We start from the raw sequence: 17,466 nt of genomic DNA, 5'->3' as shown, positions 1-17,466 counted from the left end.
TAACGACCATGACGCTGCCGAACTACTTCGCAAGCCTGGGGCGATATCACGTCTGGGCTACCCAGAGGCTGATCGGGACGAATCTCCACGGCCTGTCCGACGACGACTGGTATCGGGACTGCGGGCTGTTCTTTCGCTCCGTGCATCGCACCGTCAATCATTTGCTGCTGACCGACAACATCTGGTTCTCCCGCTTCGCCGAGGGAAAGTCGCTGCGCGTCGCGCTCGACACCGAATTGCACACCGATCGCGCCGAAGTCTGCAAGCAACTCGGCGAGGCCGTGACGCGTTGGAGCCCATGGCTCGCAACGCTGGCGCCGGACCGCTTCGACGGCGAGTTGGCGTACACCCGAAACAACGGTGAGCAGGTGCAAATTCCCTTCGCACCGGCACTCGGCCATGTCTTCAACCACGCAACCCACCATCGCGGCCAGTTGACGGCCGCGCTGACGGCAATGGTCCATCCCGGACCGGAGCTGGACTGGGTTTATCTGCTGCAACAGGAAGCTCGTTCCCCATCATGAGCACATCGTTCACCACCCTCGAACTCGCCATCGAAGGCGCCGTCGCGCGCATCTGGCTCAACCGGCCCGAGTTGCGCAATGCCTTCGACGACGTCGTCATCCGCGAACTCGGCGTTGCCTTTGCGCAGGCGAGCGCGGCGCCCGACGTGCGAGTGATCGTGCTCGGCGCCAACGGGCCCGCGTTCTGCGCCGGTGCGAATCTCAACTGGATGCGCCGCGCGGCCGATTTCACGCACGAGGAAAACACGACCGACGCGGCCGGTCTTGCGGCGATGCTGCGCACGATCCACGAGAGCCCGAAGCCGGTGATCGCGCGCGTGCAAGGCGATGTCTATGCGGGCGGCATGGGCCTGGTCGCCGCGTGCGACATCGCGGTCAGCGTCGACACGGCCTGGTATTGCCTCAGCGAAGTCAAGATCGGGCTGATCCCCGCGACCATCAGCCCCTATGTGCTGCGCGCGATGGGCACGCGCGCCGCGCAGCGCTGGTTCCTGACGGCCGAGCGTTTTACCGCTACAGAAGCGCATCGCATCGGCTTCGTGCACGAGGTGGTCGCCGTCGATGCGCTCGACGCCAAGGTAGCGGAGATCGTCAAGGCGCTCACCAGCGCCAGCCCGGCGGCGGTGCGTGCTTGCAAGACGCTGATCGCCGATGTTGCGGGCCGAGAGATCGACGATGCACTGATCGCCAGGACTGTGCAGGGCATTGCCGACATCCGCGCCAGCGACGAAGGCCGCGAAGGTGTCCAGGCCTTCCTGCAGAAGCGCAAGCCCTCCTGGCTCGTCGGCTGAAACAGGCCACGCAAGATGGACACCCTTGACATGCCCCAACTGCTGGCGCTTGCCGCCGCATTAGGCTGGGCCAGCGGTGTGCGGCTCTACCTGGTCGTGCTGCTGACAGGGCTTGCCGGCTACCTCGGCTGGCTGCCGCTGCCGCAAGGGCTGCAGTTGCTGGCGCATCCGGTCGTCATCGCGGCGAGCGGGTTCATGGTGTTCGTCGAATTCTTCGCCGACAAGATTCCCGGGCTCGATTCGATCTGGGACATGGTTCACACGGCGATCCGCATCCCGGCCGGCGCCGCGCTGGCAGCCGGCGTTTTCGGCGCGGACCATACGGTGATGGCGCTGGTCGCGGCGCTGCTTGGCGGTGGCTTTGCGGCCACCGCGCATGCGGCCAAGGCGACGACGCGCGCCGCCATCAACACTTCGCCGGAACCCTTCACCAATGTCGGCGCCTCGCTGGTCGAGGACGGCATGGTGCCCGCAGCGCTGTGGCTGGCGGTGGCTCATCCCCTGGTGTTCGGCGTGCTCTTCATCGCCGTGCTCGTGCTCAGCGTCTGGCTGATCCGAAAGAGCTGGCGCTTCCTCAAATCCCTTTTCAGCCGCGTGGCCCGCATCTTCAGCGGCCGTGCCGATCCGGGCGTGGTGCCCGCGTTCCAACTCAAGAAGAATCCTCCCGGAGACTCATCGAATGTTCAAGAAGATCCTGATCGCCAACCGCGGTGACCAGCCGCGAAGCGGCGCAGCGGCGAAGCCACATCGCATGGCACGCGCAGCGTGCCGAGGCGATTTCACCGCGGAGACGCACCATGTTTAAGAAGATCCTGATCGCCAACCGCGGTGAAATCGCATGCAGAGTTGCGGCGACGGCCCGCCGCATGGCGATCCGCACGGTGGCCGTCTATTCCGACGCCGACGCGCATGCCAACCATGTGCGCGCCTGCGACGAATCGGTCCACCTCGGCGGCAGCGCACCCAAGGACAGCTACCTGCGCTGGGAAAAGATCCTCGAAGCCGCCAAGGCCACGGGCGCCGAGGCAGTGCATCCCGGCTATGGCTTTCTGAGCGAGAACGAAGAGTTCGCACAGGCCTGCGCCGATGCCGGACTAGTCTTCATCGGCCCTCCGCCTTCAGCCATCAAGGCGATGGGCCTGAAGGCCGAGTCCAAGCAACTGATGGAAAAGGCCCGCGTGCCGCTGGTCCCGGGCTATCACGGCAGCGATCAGAATCCGGCGCTGCTGCAGCGCGAAGCCGATCGCATCGGCTACCCCGTGCTCATCAAGGCCAGCGCGGGCGGTGGCGGCAAGGGCATGCGCGTGGTCGAGAAAGCCGGAGACTTCGCGGCGGCGCTGGCGTCGTGCCAGCGGGAGGCGATCAACAGCTTCGGCGATGACGCGGTGCTGATCGAAAAATACGTGCAGCGTCCGCGTCACATCGAGATCCAGGTCTTCGGCGATACGAAAGGCAACTACGTCTACCTGTTCGAGCGCGATTGCTCGGTGCAGCGTCGCCACCAGAAGGTGCTGGAAGAAGCGCCTGCGCCGGGAATGACCGAGGCGATGCGCAAGCAGATGGGCGAGGCGGCCGTGGCTGCGGCGCGTGCCGTGAGCTACGTGGGCGCTGGCACGGTGGAATTCATCGTCGAGCAGCGCGGCGAAGGGGAGATGAATTTCTTCTTCATGGAGATGAACACGCGGCTGCAGGTGGAGCATCCGGTGACGGAAGCGATCACCGGGCTCGACCTCGTTGAATGGCAACTCCGCGTGGCTTCGGGTGAAGCATTGCCATTGAAGCAGGACCAACTTCAGATCCACGGCCATGCCATCGAAGCGCGCATCTGCGCCGAGAACCCGGACAACAACTTCCTGCCCGCCACCGGCACGCTTCACGTCTACCGCAAGCCGCAGGCCACGGCGTTCCAGCGCAGCCGGGTGCGCATCGATGACGGCGTGCGCGAAGGCGGCGTGATCTCGCCCTTCTACGATTCGATGATCGCTAAGCTCATCGTGCATGGCGCTACGCGCGACGAGGCGCTCGCGCGGCTCGACCTCGCGCTGGCGCAGACGCACATCGTGGGCGTTGCGACCAACGTGCAGTTCCTGCGCGGCATCCTGCGCACCGATTCATTCGCGAACGCGAGGCTCGATACGGCACTGATCGAACGCGAGCGCGCGGTGCTTTTCGACCAGGAGCCGCTGGGACTCCCGCTCGCTGCCGCTGCGTCGATCGCGCGCACGTTGCTGGCCGAATCCGCGACCGCGACCGCCGATCCGTTCAGCCGCCGCGACGGCTGGCAGTTGCACGGCGTCGCGGTGCGACCCTTCGAATTCGAGTTCCGCGGCGAAACGCAGAGCGCCGAGTTGCGCTATCTGCACGACGGCGCGCTGTCGCTGCGCGTCGGCGACGTGTCGGGACTCCTCGAAATCGGCAGCTTCCCTTCGGGCGAGATCGAACTGCAATTCGCCGGCCACCGCCACACGTTGAACGTCTATGAAGACGAATCGACCGCGTACGTCTTCGCGGCGGACGGCGCGACACGCATCACAGCCGTCGATCGACTGGCGCATGCGGGCGAGACGCATGCCGAAGGCGGCCGCCTCACCGCGCCGATGCCCGGCAAGGTCGTCTCCTTCGCCGTCAAGGCTGGCGACAAGGTGACGCGCGGCCAGCCGCTCGCCGTCATGGAGGCCATGAAGATGGAGCACACGATCGCCGCGCCCGCCGATGGCACGGTCCAGGAACTGCTCTACGCACCCGGCGACCAGGTCGCCGAAGGCGCGGAGCTGCTGACTCTCGCCGCCTGAGGCAAGGCGCACGGATTCCCCGGTGGCAGATCAGCAAGGGTTTGTTCTGGTCAGGCCAATTCGGGCCTATGGCAGAGTCGTCGGACGACCGGTTGAGATCGTATGCCGCAACCCATCGTCACCATCCGTGATCTGACCAAATCCTTCGCCGGCGTGCGTGCGCTCGACAGGGCGCAGTTCGACCTGCTGCCCGGCGAGGTGCATGCGCTGATGGGCGAGAACGGCGCGGGCAAGTCCACCTTGATGAAGGTGCTCGCGGGCGTCTACCGCAAGGACGCCGGCGAGGTGACCTTCGACGGCCAGCCCGTCGACATCGAGAGCCCGCGCGCTGCGCAGGCCCTGGGCATCGGGATCATTCATCAGGAGCTGAACCTGATGAACCATCTGAGCGCCGCACAGAACATCTTCATCGGCCGCGAGCCGCGCAGGCGCTTCGGTGTCTTCATCGACGAGCAGGCGATGCGCGTCGAGGCGCGGCGCATCTTCGAGCGCATGAACCTGCGGCTCGACCCGGACACGCCCGTGGGCGAACTCACGGTGGCCAAGCAGCAGATGGTCGAGATTGCGAAGGCGCTCTCGCACAACTCGCGCGTGCTCATCATGGACGAGCCCACCGCCGCGTTGAACAACGAGGAAGTGGCCGACCTGTTTCGCATCATCGGCCAGCTGAAATCGCAGGGCGTGGCGATCGTCTACATCTCGCACAAGATGGACGAGTTCAAGCGCATCGCCGACCGCGTGACCGTGATGCGCGACGGCCAGTACATCGCCACGGTGCCGATGGCCGACACGGCGATGGACTCGCTCATCGCCATGATGGTGGGACGCCAGCTTGCCGAAGTCGAGAACGATTTCCCGGACACATCGCGCAACGAGATCGTGCTCGAGGCCAGAGGCATCAACCGTGGCGCGATGGTGCGCGATGCCAGCTTCGTGCTGCGCAAGGGCGAGATCCTGGGTTTCGCCGGCCTCATGGGCGCGGGCCGCACCGAACTGGCGCGCGCGGTGTTTGGTGCCGACACCGTCGACTCGGGCGAGATCTGGCTGCAAGGCCGGAAGGTGTCGATCAAGTCGCCGGAGGACGCCGTGTCGCACGGCATCGGCTATCTCTCCGAAGACCGCAAGCATTTCGGTCTCGCCACCGGCATGGACGTGGAAACCAACATCGCGCTGCCGAGCATGAAGCGATTCCTGTCGATGGGGGTCTTCATCGACCAGGCCGCCATCGAGGCCGCCGGCGAAAGCTACGTCAAGCAGCTCAACATCAAGACGCCCTCGGTACGCCAGCCGGTGCGGCTGCTGTCGGGCGGCAACCAGCAGAAGATCGTGATCGCCAAATGGCTGTTGCGCGACTGCAGCGTGCTCTTCTTCGACGAGCCCACGCGCGGCATCGATGTCGGTGCCAAGGCAGAAATCTATCGCCTGCTGAATGCGCTGGCCGCGCGCGGAAAGGCGATCGTCATGATCTCTTCGGAGCTGCCCGAGATCTTGCGCGTGAGCCACCGGGTGCTCGTGATGTGCGAAGGCCGCATCACCGGCGAGCTCGCCGGCCGCGAGGCCTCGCAGGAAAAGATCATGCAGCTCGCCACCCGGCGCGAAGCCGCAACGACCGGAGATGCGCCTTGACGATACCTACCGCCGGCAGCACCAGCACTGCCGCCGCACCGGGCTTCTCGCTGAAGGCGCGGCTCTTTCGTCCGGCCACGCGACAGAAGCTACTCGCCTTTGCCAGCCTGATCGCGTTGATGGTGTTCTTCAGCCTCGCGTCGTCGCAGTTCCTGCAAACCGACAACCTGGTGGGCATCCTGCAATCGACCGCGGTGAACGGCGTGCTGGCCATTGCCTGCACCTTCGTCATCATCACCGCGGGCATCGACCTCTCGGTGGGCACGCTGATGACCTTCTGCGCCGTGATGGCCGGCGTGGTGCTCACCTACATGGGCATGCCGCTCGCGCTCGGCATCGCGGCGGCGATCTTCTTCGGCGCGTTGTCCGGATTCGTTTCGGGCATGCTGATTGCCAAGCTCAAGATCCCGCCCTTCATCGCGACGCTGGGCATGATGATGCTGCTCAAGGGGCTGTCGCTCGTGATCTCGGGCACCAAGCCGATCTACTTCAACGACACACCGGACTTCACGGCGATCTCGCAGGACTCGCTGATCGGCTATTTCATTCCGGCGCTGCCGATTCCGAATGCGGTGCTGATCCTCTTTCTCGTGGCCGTGGTTGCGAGCATCGTGCTCAACAAGACCATCCTGGGGCGCTACACCTTCGCGCTTGGCAGCAACGAAGAGGCGGTGCGCCTGTCGGGTGTCAACACTGATTTCTGGAAGATCCTGGTCTACACGGTCAGCGGTGGCATCTGCGGCATTGCGGGTCTGCTGATCGCGTCGCGCCTGAATTCCGCGCAGCCTGCGTTGGGGCAGGGCTACGAACTGGATGCCATTGCGGCGGTGGTCATCGGCGGCACCTCTCTCAGCGGCGGCACCGGGACGATCGTCGGCACGATCATCGGCGCCTTCATCATGAGCGTGCTGACCAACGGCCTGCGCATCCTCTCGGTCGCGCAGGAGTGGCAGACCGTGGTGACCGGCGTGATCATCATCCTCGCCGTGTATGCAGATATCCTGCGCCGTCGCAGCGCCAGCAAGCAGTAGTCGATTCGATTTCACAACCACAGGAGACTTCGCATGATCCAGAGAAGAGCAGTCACGACCACCCTCGGCGCGGCCCTCATCGGCCTGTCGGGTCTTGCCAATGCGCAGCAGTCGCAGGAGATCTACATCCCGCTGGTGTCCAAGGGCTTCCAGCATCAGTTCTGGCAGGCCGTGAAGTCGGGCGCCGAGCAGGCCGCGAAGGACCTGAAGGTGAAGATCAGTTTCGAGGGGCCCGAGTCGGAGTCGATGGTCGACAAGCAGATCGACATGCTCGCCGCCGCGCTGGCCAAGAAACCGCAGGCCATCGGCTTCGCCGCACTCGACAGCCAGGCCGCCATTCCGCTGCTGAAGAAGGCGCAGGCGGCGAAGATCCCGGTCATCGCCTTCGACTCGGGCGTGGACAGCGACATCCCCCTGACGACCACCGCGACCGACAACAAGGCCGCTGCGGCGCTCGCCGCCGACAAGATGGCCGACCTGATCGGCAAGTCCGGCGAAGTGGCGCTCGTGGTGCACGACCAGACCAGCCGCACCGGCATCGACCGGCGCGACGGCTTCGTGAACCGCATGAAGTCGAACTACCCGAACATCAAGATCGTGAGCGTGCAATACGGCGGCGGCGATCAGCTGAAGTCGACCGAGATCACCAAGTCGATCCTGCAGGCCTACCCGAACCTCAAGGGCATCTTCGGCGCCAACGAGGGGTCGGCCATCGGCGTGGTCAACGGCGTGAAGGAGATGAAGCGCAACGGCAAGGTCGTGATCGTCGGCTACGACTCCGGCAAGCAGCAGAAGAACGCGATCCTCGACGGCAGCATGGCCGGCGCCATCACGCAGAACCCTGTGGGCATGGGCTACAAGACCGTGGAGATGGCCGTGAAGGCGATCAAGGGCGAGCCGGTGCCGAAGGTGGTTGATACGGGGTTCTTCTGGTACGACAAGACGAACATCGGCGATCCGAAGATCGCTGCCGTACTTTATGACTAACCCCCAGGTTGGCTCACTTCGTGTAGCCGCCCACCCCCTTGCAGGGGGCAACACCGGCGGCCCGGCGGAGCCGGTTCCGCGGTGTTTCACGAAGGGGAAGAGGGGCGGCTGCAGGCGGGACAATGGGAGCACTTTGTCGCCGTGTTCTGAATTCCATTTTTGACTTATGCGAATCATCGTTAGCTTGACCGACAACCGGCCTGAACCGTGGATCGATGGACTTCGTGCCGCCTTGCCGGGGGCGGAAGTCGAGAACTGGGCGCCGGGGGCGGCGCCTGCCGATCACGCGGTGGTCTGGGCGCCGCCGCAGGCGCTGCTGGATGACCAGCCGGGGTTGCGGGGGCTGTTCAACATCGGCGCGGGCGTGGACGCGCTGCTCAAGCTCAAGGTGCCGCCACAGACGCAGGTGGTGCGGCTCGACGATGCGGGGATGTCGGTGCAGATGGCGGAGTACGTCTGTCATGCGTTGATCCGGCACTTCCGCGAATTCGACGCCTATGAGGCCGAGTCGCGCGCGGGGCGATGGAGCTACCGCAAGCCGCGCGAGCGCAAGGATTTCGCGGTCGGGATCATGGGGCTCGGCGTGCTGGGCGAGCGTGTTGGCAAGGCTGTCGCGCAGTTCGAGTTCCCGGTCAATGGGTGGAGCCGTTCCGCCAAGGACATCGACGGTATTCGCTGTTTTGCCGGCGAGGAGGCTTTCGATGACTTCCTGGGCGCGAGCCGCGTGCTGGTGAACCTGCTGCCCCTGACGGCTGCGACGCGAGGCATCCTGAATCGCGAGACGCTGTCGAAGCTCAACGGCGGCCAGCCTGGCGGCTATGTGATCAACGTGGCGCGCGGCGGGCATCTGGTGGAAGCCGACCTGATTCCGTTGATCGACAGCGGGCAACTCGCAGGCGCGACGCTCGACGTGTTCGAAGTCGAGCCACTGGCCGCCGACCATCCCTTCTCGCGGCACCCGAAGATCACGGTGACGCCGCACTGTTCCGCGCGCACCGAGCGCGAAGCCTCGATCACGCAGATCGCCGGAAAGATCCGGGCGATCGAGCGCGGAGAGCCTGTTGCCGGCGTGGTCGATGTCCAACGCGGATACTGACTCGCCCTTGCCTTTTAGAGATCCAAAGACAACTGCCATGAAACTCCCCACCCGAGTCAAGATCGTCGACGTCGGCCCGCGCGACGGCCTCCAGAACGAGAAGCAGCCCGTGCCGGCCGAGATCAAGATCGGCCTCGTCCATCGCCTGCAGGACGCGGGGCTGAAGGACATCGAGGTCACCAGCTTCGTATCGCCCAAGTGGGTGCCGCAGATGGCGGACAACGCCGAGGTCATGCATGGCATCCAGCGCAAGGCCGGCGTGCGCTATTCGGTGCTGACACCCAACCTGAAAGGCTTCGAGGCGGCCATCGCCGCGCCGCGAGAGGAGTGGCCCGACGAGATCGTGGTGTTCGGCGCCGCGAGCGAGGCCTTCAGCCAGCGCAACATCAACTGCTCCATCGCCGAGAGCATCGAGCGCTTCCGGCCGGTGGTCGAGGCGGCGCGTGCCAACGGCATCTACGTGCGCGGGTCGATGTCGTGCTCGGTCGGCTGCCCCTATGAGGGCGAGATCGCGCCGTCGCGCGTGGAGATGCTCGCCGGGCTCATGAAGGGGATCGGTGTGCAGCACATCGGCGTGGCCGACACCATCGGCGTGGGCACACCGCTCAAGGTGCAGCGGGCGCTGGAGGCGACGTTGAAGCACTACAGCGTCGACGACATCTCTGGGCATTACCACGACACCTACGGTCAGGCGCTCGGCAACACGCTCGCGAGCCTTGAGTTGGGCGTGTGGCAGTTCGACGCTTCGTCGGCCGGCCTCGGCGGCTGTCCCTATGCGAAGGGCGCGACGGGCAACGTTGCCACGGAGGACGTGGTCTACATGCTGCACGGCATGGGCATCGAGACGGGCATCGATCTCGACCGCCTGATCGATGCGGGCGTCTACATCAGCGATGCGCTGGGCCGTGCGCCGAACTCGCGCGCGTCGAAGGCCATCCTCGCGAAGAGGGCTGGATGATGTGTGGTGCTGAATTGACTTCACTGCCGGATGGCGTGCAACGTGTCGCACGCCATCTGCAGGACAGGGGCCATCCCCACGCGCCGCAGATGCTCGACGATGCGGCGCGCACCGCACAGCAGGCGGCCGATGCGTTGGGCATCGACGTCGGACAGATCGCGAAGAGCATTGTCTTTCGCCGCAAGACCGACGACGTCGCGGTGCTGGTCGTGACTTCGGGCGACAAGCGCGTGGACGAGAAGAAAGTCGAGGCGCTGGTCGGCAAGCTCGGCCGTGCGGATGCCGAGTTCGTCAAGTCGCGCACCGGTTTCTCGATCGGCGGCGTCTCGCCCTTCGCGCATGCCACCCCGCCGGTGATGTTGATCGACCGCGAACTCTTCCGCTTCGAGGACATCTGGGCAGCGGCCGGACATCCGCATGCGGTGGTGCGCTTGCGTCCGCAGGATCTCGAAGGCCTGACCGGCGCGCCGGTCGCGGATGTGGTGTGACCGCTGACGCCGCGTCGTCGCTCGCCCATCGAGCCATCGCCGCGCGCGAAACGGCGAGCGACGTGCCGTCGCCGTGCATTTCAATCTGCCGCATGGACCCCGGCAGCGGATTCTGCGAAGGCTGCCTGCGCACCATCGCGGAGATCGCCGCATGGAGCCGCATGGACGATGCCGAGAAGCGCCGGGTATGGCGCGCGATCGAGCTGCGCGCGGAGGCCGGGTTCCTCGTCGCCGCAGGAGACAAGCCTTGAAGCACATCACCTTCCATCTGGACTTTCTCTCGCCCTATGCTTACCTCGCCTTCGAGCAGTTGCCGCAGGCCCTCGAAGGCGTGAGCTACAGCGTGGCCTACCGGCCGGTGCTGCTCGGCGCGCTGCTGAAGCACCACGGCCAGCTGGGCCCGGCGGAGATCCCGGCGAAGCGCGCCTGGACCTACCGCCACGTCCTGTGGCTGGCGCGAGCGAACGGCATTCCGATGCAGATGCCCGCATCGCATCCCTACAACCCGCTGCCGCATCTGCGGCTCGCGCTCTCGACGACGACGGACGGCGACATCAACCGCCATGTGGCCGAGACGATCTTGCGCGATGTGTGGTGCACCGGCGAGGAGGCCGGCGATGCGGCGCGTCTGGCGACGCTCGCCGCGCAACTCAAGCAGGTGCGCGACATGGGCAGCGACGAAGTAAAGGCGCAACTCAAGGTGAACACCGACGAGGCCATCGCGCGAGGCGTCTTCGGCGTGCCGACCTACCAAGTCGACGATCGCCTGTTCTGGGGCTTCGACGGCCTCGGGATGCTCCGCTCTTACCTCGAAGGCAATGCATGGTTCGACGGTCCCGATTGGATCAACGCGGACCAGCGCCCTTCGCTGCTGCGCAAGTAATCCACGCCAGGAATACCGCGGAACCGGCTCGGCCGGGCCGCTGGTATTGCCCCCGGTAGGGGGTGGGCGGCTACACGAAGTGAGCCAACCTGGGGGCGAGCTTTTTTACAGCCTGAAACGCGAAGAGCGGGTTTCACCTTAAGTCGTCAGCGAGCATTCAGTTTCGCGACAGGCTCGGGTCAGTCGGCTCTCCAAGAATGCGTCACGTCCCACGCCGTGGGCGCATTTCATACGAAGGAGACGACATGTCAGCCACACTAGATTCAAGGGGAGCGCCGCACAGCGCCCCCCGACCGATGACCGCCGAGGAGAAGAAGGTCATCTTCGCCTCCTCGCTGGGCACGGTGTTCGAGTGGTACGACTTCTATCTTTATGGCTCGCTCGCGGCGATCATCGCCAAGCAGTTCTTCAGCGGTCTCGAAGCGGGCGCGGCCTTCATCTTTGCGCTGCTGGCCTTTGCGGCGGGCTTCCTGGTGCGTCCCTTCGGCGCCATCGTGTTCGGCCGGCTCGGCGACATGATCGGCCGCAAGTACACCTTCCTGGTCACCATCCTGATCATGGGCCTGTCGACCTTCATCGTCGGTCTGTTGCCCAGCTACGCCACCATCGGCGTCGCGGCACCCGTGATCCTCATCGCGTTGCGCATGCTGCAGGGCCTCGCGCTCGGCGGCGAGTACGGCGGTGCCGCCACCTATGTGGCCGAGCACTCGCCGCACGGCAAGCGCGGCGCCTACACCTCGTGGATTCAGACCACCGCCACGCTCGGCCTGTTCCTGAGCCTGGTGGTCATCCTCGGCGTGCGTGAAGGCGTGGGCGAGGCCGCCTTCGCCGATTGGGCATGGCGCATTCCGTTCCTGGTGTCGATTGCACTGCTCGCCGTGTCGGTCTGGATCCGGCTGTCGCTGTCGGAGTCGCCGGCGTTCCAGAAGATGAAGGCCGAGGGCAAGACCTCGAAGGCGCCGCTGGCCGAATCCTTCGGCCAGTGGAAGAACCTGAAGATCGTGATCCTGGCGCTGATCGGCCTGACGGCCGGCCAGGCGGTGGTCTGGTATTCGGGCCAGTTCTACGCGCTCTTCTTCCTGACGCAGCAGCTCAAGGTCGACGGCACCACCGCGAACCTGATGATCGGCCTCGCACTGCTGATCGGCACGCCCTTCTTCGTCGTGTTCGGCGCGCTCTCCGACAAGATCGGCCGCAAGCCGATCATCATGGCCGGCTGCCTGCTGGCCGTCGTGACCTACTTCCCGGTCTTCAAGATGCTGACCGAAGCCGCCAACCCTGACCTGGCGAGGGCACAGGCCACCGCCGGCGTGACGGTGACTGCAGATCCGCGGTCCTGCTCATTCCAGGGTAATCCCGTGGCGCGTGAGATTGATTTCAGCAGTTCCTGCGACATTGCCAAGCGCTTCCTGGTGCAGAACTCGGTGAGCTACGAGCGCATCGATGGCCCCGCCGGCTCGCCCGCCGTGGTCAAGATCGGCGAGGTGGCGATCACCGCGCCGGCCGGCAACGTGGTCAACCACAAATTCGATGAGGCATCGAGCAAGGAAATCGCAGCGTTCAAGAAGTCGGTCGCCGACGGGCTCAAGGCCGCCGGCTACCCGAGCAAGGCCGACCCGGCGAAGATGAACAAGGTCCTGACCGTCGCGCTGCTGTTCTGGCTGGTGCTGCTGGTGACGATGGTCTACGGCCCGATCGCCGCGATGCTGGTCGAACTGTTCCCGACACGCATCCGCTACACCTCGATGAGCCTGCCGTACCACATCGGCAACGGCTGGTTCGGCGGCCTGCTGCCGACCACTGCGTTCGCGATCGTGGCCAGCACGGGCAACATGTACAACGGCCTGTGGTATCCGATCATCATCGCCGCCGTGACGCTGGTCGTGGGCACGATCTTCATCCGCGAGACGAAGGACGTGGATATTTACGCCAACGATTGATCGGCGCTCCACGAGGGTTTCGGCCCCCGGTTCAACAAAGGGGCTTCGTACTGTTGCGGTACGAGGCCCTTTCTGTCGGCACGACTGTGGAGCATGTTTCAGTGAGGGTATTCGCCGACGTCGGATATATCACGTTCAGATACATTGGATCAAAGTCCATTTGATCCAAATTCAAATCGGACTTCCGTGGTCATGGCCCAACCAGCAGGAGATCGCAATGCAGTACGACAAGAAAGCCCCCCCCTTCTCGCCGAGCCGGCGGGAATTCGTCCGCATCGGCGCGGCCGCTGCCGGTTTGGTCGCTTTACCCGGAGTCATTGAAACCGCATGGGCGGACGACAAGGCACCCATCGGCACGTGGCCTGCGGGTACGTCGGGCGACTCCGTGTTCATCGGCATCAGCGTCCCGCGCACGGGCACCTACGCCCTGCAGGGCGAGGACGAATTGAAGGGCTATCAGCTCGCCATCGAACATATCAACGCGGGTCACCCGCTCATCAAGGCCATTTCGCCCAAGACAACAAAAGGTGTGTTGGGCAAGAAGCTTGTCTACGGCGTTGCAGACTCTGCCGCCAAGCCGAACGACGCGGTGCAGGCGCAGCAGCGCTTCATCACCGAGAACAAGGCCATCATGATCACCGGCGGCACCTCCAGCGCCGTGGCGGTCGCACTCAACAAGCTGGCGCAGCGCGAGAAGGTGCTTTTCGTCTGCGGCATCTCGGGCTCGAATGACACCACCGGCAAGGACTGCGTGCGCTACGGCGTGCGCCAGAACTTCTACGGTGAGACTGCCGCCAACGCCATCGGGCCAGCGCTGCTCAAGGCTTACGGCAAGAACAAGAAGGCCGCCTTCATGACGCCGGACTACACGTACGGCCACACGGTCACGAAATCGGTGAACGACTTTCTCACCGAGAACGGCGGGTGGCAGATGGTGACCAATCAGGTCTCGCCGCTCGGCGCGCCCGACTACAGCTCCTATCTCACGAACATCGCCAATTCCGGCGCCGAATTCCTCATCAACGTGAACTGGGGCCACGACGCGGTGCTCTCCACTCAGCAGGCGAAGCAATTCGGACTCCTGCCGAAGATGAAATTGGTGATTCCCTACCAAATCCCTTTCTTGGCTCGCGAGGTCGGCGCCGAAACGACGGAAGGCGTCTTCGCCGCGACGGACTTCTGGTGGACGCTCGAAGACAAGTACCCGCTCGCCAAGATGTTCGTGCAGGAGTTCGAGAAGAAGTACGGCTACAAGCCCGAGTGGGGCGCCGAGAACGCGTACATGGAGTTCGCCCTGTGGGCCGAGGCCGTGGAGCATGCAGGCACGTTCTACCCGCCGGATGTCATCAAGTCGTACGAAACCCCGCGCAAGCTTCAGTCTTTGGTGGGCGAGGTGAGCTGGCGGCCCGAAGACCACCAGTTGGTGCGACCGGTGGTCATCGTGCGCGGCAAGAAGCCCAGCGCGATGCGCAACAAGGAAGATTTCTGGGAAGTCGTTGAAGTGGTGCCGGGCGCGGGGCTGATGCAGAAGCCCGACGCCTTCGGTTGCAACCTTGGCTCATACAGCTGATCAGTGATCACCTGGACGAACTTCCTCTCACAGCTTTTCAACGGGCTCGCCCTGGGGGCCCTGCTGGCGCTGATCAGTTCGGGCCTCACCATCATCTACGGGACGCTTGGCGTGCTGAATCTCGCGCACGGCGCGATGTTCATGTTGGGTGGCTACGCGGGCTATGCGGCGTTCCAGGCCACGGGCTCCTTTCTCGTGGCACTTGCGGCCGGCACCTTGGCTGTCGGACTGCTTGGCCTCGTGATGGAGCGCGTGATCATCCGCCACTTCTACGCTCGGCCCGATGAGGATCAACTGCTGGTGACCTTCGGCCTGTCGATCTGCCTGGTGGAAGCCGTGCGGCTCATCTTTTCCAGCCAGTCGCTCACCGTGCCGCCTCCGCTTGCGCTCACCGGCATCACTTCGCTCGGCGTGATGATGTATCCCACGTACCGCCTGGCGGTGGTCGGCATCTGCGCCCTCGCGCTGCTCGCACTCTACGTGCTGCTCTATCGCACGCGCCTCGGGATGATCGTGCGCGCCGGCATCGACGACGCCGTGATGGTCGACTCGCTCGGCATCAACGTCTATCGCGTCTTCATGGTCGTCTTCGGCATCGGCGCGATGGCCGCGGGTTTCGCCGGCATCGTCAATGCGCCCGTGGTCTCGCTGACGCCGGAAGTGGGCGAAGCGATCCTCGTGCAAACCTTTGTGGTTGTCGTCATTGGCGGGGTCGGCTCCTTTCCGGGGGCAGTGCTCGGCGGGCTCATCGCGGGCCAGATCATCAGCCTCACATCGATGGTCAATCCGGGTTACGCGTACGTGATGCTGTTTGTCGCGATGACGCTCGTGCTGCTCGTGCGTCCCCGGGGCCTGCTCGGCGTTCAGGGGCGCGTGTGATGGCCCGCATCCGCCGCCTCCGGTTCCTGCTTCTGGCGGCGGCTTGCCTCATCGCCGCTCCCTTTGTCCTTCCGTACCTCAACGCCGCGCCGAACACGGTCAACCGCATCCTGGTGTGGGGTCTGTTCGGGCTTGGCTTCGACATCCTCTTCGGTTTCACAGGCCTGCTGTCGTTCGGGCAATCGGCGTTCTATGGCACGGGCGGCTTCGTCGCAGCCTACCTGCTCACGCGCGCGGGGTTTCCACATGTGATCACGGCGCTCGTGATCGGCATGGTGGTAGCAGCGATCGTCGGATGGCTCGTCGGCATGCTCGCCTTGCGGCGCACGGGCATCTACTTCGCGATGATCACGGTGGCGATCGGGGAGATCTTTTTCTTCGTGGAATTCAACCCGCTTGCCGACTGGACCGGCGGTGAGAACGGCCTGCCTGGTGTACCGACGCCGAGCATCGATCTCGGCTTCACGACCTTGAACTTCACCTCGGGCTGGTCGCTGTACCCGTTCCTCGCGTTCTGCTACTTCGTCGGTCTCGTGCTGGCGCTGCGCATCGTGCGCTCACCGGTCGGCGCCGTTCTCGCGGCGATCCGCGAGAACCCCCTGCGCGCGGCAGCAGTCGGGCACAACGTGCAGGCATACAAGCTCACGGCCTTCGTCATCGCGGCCGCATACGCAGGGTTTGCGGGTGGTCTGCTCGGTGCGCTGCAAGGCTTCATGCCGCCCGACGCTTTCATGTTCGCCACTTCCGGCCAGCTCATCATCCAGACGGCCATCGGCGGGAGCGGCACCTTGATCGGTCCGCTCGTGGGCGCTGCCGTGTGGCTGTTCCTGCAGGACTTCCTGCAAGCCACGTTGAACCTCGGCGCCGCATGGAAACTCGTGCTGGGCCTGGTCTTTGTTCTTCTGGTGTGCTTCCTGCGCCAAGGGATCATTGGCGGACTGCGGGAGGTGTACCGGAGGGCGACCGGTGGCCGCGCCGCGGAGGCTCACGCGCCGATGATTGAAACGTCGCTCCCATCGAACGCCGATCCCGCCGATGCGGCGGAGCATGCCACGCATCACGCCGATGCGGCCCACTCCGGTCCCGTATTGCAAGTGATAGGTCTGACCAAGCACTACGGCGGCGTGATCGCCAACGAGGGAATCGACTTCACCGTGAATGCCGGCGAGCTGCGTGGAATCATCGGTCCGAATGGCGCCGGCAAATCGACCTTCTTCAAGATGCTCACCTGCGAAGTGCCGCCCACCGCTGGCCGGATCATGTTCGAAGGGCGTGACATCACGGGCATGCGCGTGACCGAGGTATGCCAACTCGGCTTGACGAAGAGCTACCAGGTCAATCAGCTGTTCAATCGCCTCACCGTGCGCGAGAACGTGACGATCGCCGCGCTCGCCGAGCTGCGCGGGAAGTTCAAGCTGGATCTGCTGCGCCCCGTCGGGAAGGTGCAAGGCCTGCAGGAACAGGTCGAGCGCACGCTGCGCCTGATCAGGCTCGAAGGCCGCGCGGATGCCTCGGTTTCACAGCTCGCCTACGGCGAGAAACGCCGGCTGGAGATCGGGCTGGCGCTCGCCTCCTCACCCAGTCTGCTGCTTCTCGACGAGCCGCTTGCAGGCATGAGTCCGAGCGAGCGCCTCGAGACCGTGTCGCTGCTCAAGTCGATCGCCAAGGGCCGCACGCTGGTGATCATCGATCACGACATGGATGCGCTGTTCGAGCTTGCCGAGCGCATCACCGTCTTGCAGGAAGGCAAACTGCTCGTCGAGGGCACGCCCGAAGAGGTCAAGGGCAATGGGCGGGTCCAGGAGGCCTATCTGGGCGGTGTCCACGAGGCGGTTGCAGCATGAGCCGGAGGATCGCTCCTCAGGGTGGTGGGTCCGTAGAGCGCAGCGCAGGGGTTCTTC

Annotated in this window: 16 protein-coding genes; all 16 read left to right on the top strand. The window is 64.8% G+C overall.

The window, feature by feature from the left end; translation table 11 throughout:
- Positions 1 to 8 precede the first annotated feature (8 nt).
- Positions 9 to 524, top strand: coding sequence for a DinB family protein (locus tag AC1DHL_RS12965; protein WP_478162219.1), 516 nt, complete (start codon positions 9 to 11; stop codon positions 522 to 524).
- On the top strand, positions 521 to 1,315 hold the full coding sequence (locus AC1DHL_RS12960) for an enoyl-CoA hydratase/isomerase family protein (RefSeq protein ID WP_478162218.1): 795 nt from the start codon (positions 521 to 523) through the stop codon (positions 1,313 to 1,315). Before AC1DHL_RS12965 ends, AC1DHL_RS12960 begins: the two co-directional genes overlap by 4 nt.
- Positions 1,316 to 1,330: 15 nt before the next feature.
- On the top strand, positions 1,331 to 2,029 hold the full coding sequence (locus AC1DHL_RS12955) for a DUF4126 domain-containing protein (RefSeq protein WP_478162217.1): 699 nt from the start codon (positions 1,331 to 1,333) through the stop codon (positions 2,027 to 2,029).
- An 83-nt stretch (positions 2,030 to 2,112) separates the two neighbouring features.
- Positions 2,113 to 4,107 carry an acetyl/propionyl/methylcrotonyl-CoA carboxylase subunit alpha gene (locus tag AC1DHL_RS12950; protein ID WP_478162216.1) on the top strand — a complete coding sequence of 665 codons (1,995 nt, stop codon included), beginning with the start codon at positions 2,113 to 2,115 and terminating at the stop codon, positions 4,105 to 4,107.
- 102 nt (positions 4,108 to 4,209) lie between these two features.
- Complete coding sequence (locus AC1DHL_RS12945) at positions 4,210 to 5,733, top strand: sugar ABC transporter ATP-binding protein (RefSeq protein ID WP_478104675.1); 1,524 nt, start codon at positions 4,210 to 4,212, stop codon at positions 5,731 to 5,733.
- Positions 5,730 to 6,764 (top strand): ABC transporter permease, encoded by a 1,035-nt coding sequence (locus AC1DHL_RS12940; RefSeq protein WP_478162215.1) that lies wholly within the window; start codon positions 5,730 to 5,732, stop codon positions 6,762 to 6,764. The genes AC1DHL_RS12945 and AC1DHL_RS12940 overlap by 4 nt, the downstream gene beginning before the upstream one ends.
- Positions 6,765 to 6,797: 33 nt before the next feature.
- Entirely contained in the window at positions 6,798 to 7,751 is a 954-nt protein-coding gene (locus AC1DHL_RS12935) for a substrate-binding domain-containing protein (RefSeq protein ID WP_478162214.1), read from the top strand.
- Between the two features lie 166 nt (positions 7,752 to 7,917).
- On the top strand, positions 7,918 to 8,847 hold the full coding sequence (locus tag AC1DHL_RS12930) for a 2-hydroxyacid dehydrogenase (RefSeq protein WP_478104671.1): 930 nt from the start codon (positions 7,918 to 7,920) through the stop codon (positions 8,845 to 8,847).
- A gap of 37 nt (positions 8,848 to 8,884) precedes the next feature.
- Positions 8,885 to 9,805 (top strand): hydroxymethylglutaryl-CoA lyase, encoded by a 921-nt coding sequence (locus AC1DHL_RS12925; RefSeq protein ID WP_478104670.1) that lies wholly within the window; start codon positions 8,885 to 8,887, stop codon positions 9,803 to 9,805.
- A complete protein-coding gene (locus AC1DHL_RS12920) occupies positions 9,805 to 10,293 on the top strand; it encodes a YbaK/EbsC family protein (protein WP_478104753.1) in 489 nt (162 codons plus the stop codon). Before AC1DHL_RS12925 ends, AC1DHL_RS12920 begins: the two co-directional genes overlap by 1 nt.
- Positions 10,290 to 10,544: a DUF1289 domain-containing protein gene (locus AC1DHL_RS12915; protein ID WP_478162213.1), complete on the top strand. Its 255-nt coding sequence runs from the start codon at positions 10,290 to 10,292 to the stop codon at positions 10,542 to 10,544. The genes AC1DHL_RS12920 and AC1DHL_RS12915 overlap by 4 nt, the downstream gene beginning before the upstream one ends.
- A complete protein-coding gene (locus AC1DHL_RS12910) occupies positions 10,541 to 11,176 on the top strand; it encodes a DsbA family protein (RefSeq protein WP_478162212.1) in 636 nt (211 codons plus the stop codon). Before AC1DHL_RS12915 ends, AC1DHL_RS12910 begins: the two co-directional genes overlap by 4 nt.
- Positions 11,177 to 11,421: 245 nt before the next feature.
- A complete protein-coding gene (locus AC1DHL_RS12905) occupies positions 11,422 to 13,116 on the top strand; it encodes an MFS transporter (RefSeq protein WP_478104666.1) in 1,695 nt (564 codons plus the stop codon).
- A 217-nt stretch (positions 13,117 to 13,333) separates the two neighbouring features.
- Positions 13,334 to 14,686: a substrate-binding protein gene (locus tag AC1DHL_RS12900; RefSeq protein ID WP_478104665.1), complete on the top strand. Its 1,353-nt coding sequence runs from the start codon at positions 13,334 to 13,336 to the stop codon at positions 14,684 to 14,686.
- A gap of 3 nt (positions 14,687 to 14,689) precedes the next feature.
- Positions 14,690 to 15,565, top strand: coding sequence for a branched-chain amino acid ABC transporter permease (locus AC1DHL_RS12895; protein WP_478104663.1), 876 nt, complete (start codon positions 14,690 to 14,692; stop codon positions 15,563 to 15,565).
- Positions 15,565 to 17,409, top strand: a complete 1,845-nt coding sequence (locus AC1DHL_RS12890; RefSeq protein WP_478104662.1) for a branched-chain amino acid ABC transporter ATP-binding protein/permease — start codon at positions 15,565 to 15,567, stop codon at positions 17,407 to 17,409. The genes AC1DHL_RS12895 and AC1DHL_RS12890 overlap by 1 nt, the downstream gene beginning before the upstream one ends.
- Positions 17,410 to 17,466: the final 57 nt, after the last annotated feature.

The sequence above is a fragment of the Variovorax sp. 10L426 genome, assembly GCF_056395305.1.
The sequence above is the reverse complement of the archived record's forward strand: the minus strand, read 5'-3'. Positions and strand labels throughout refer to the sequence as shown.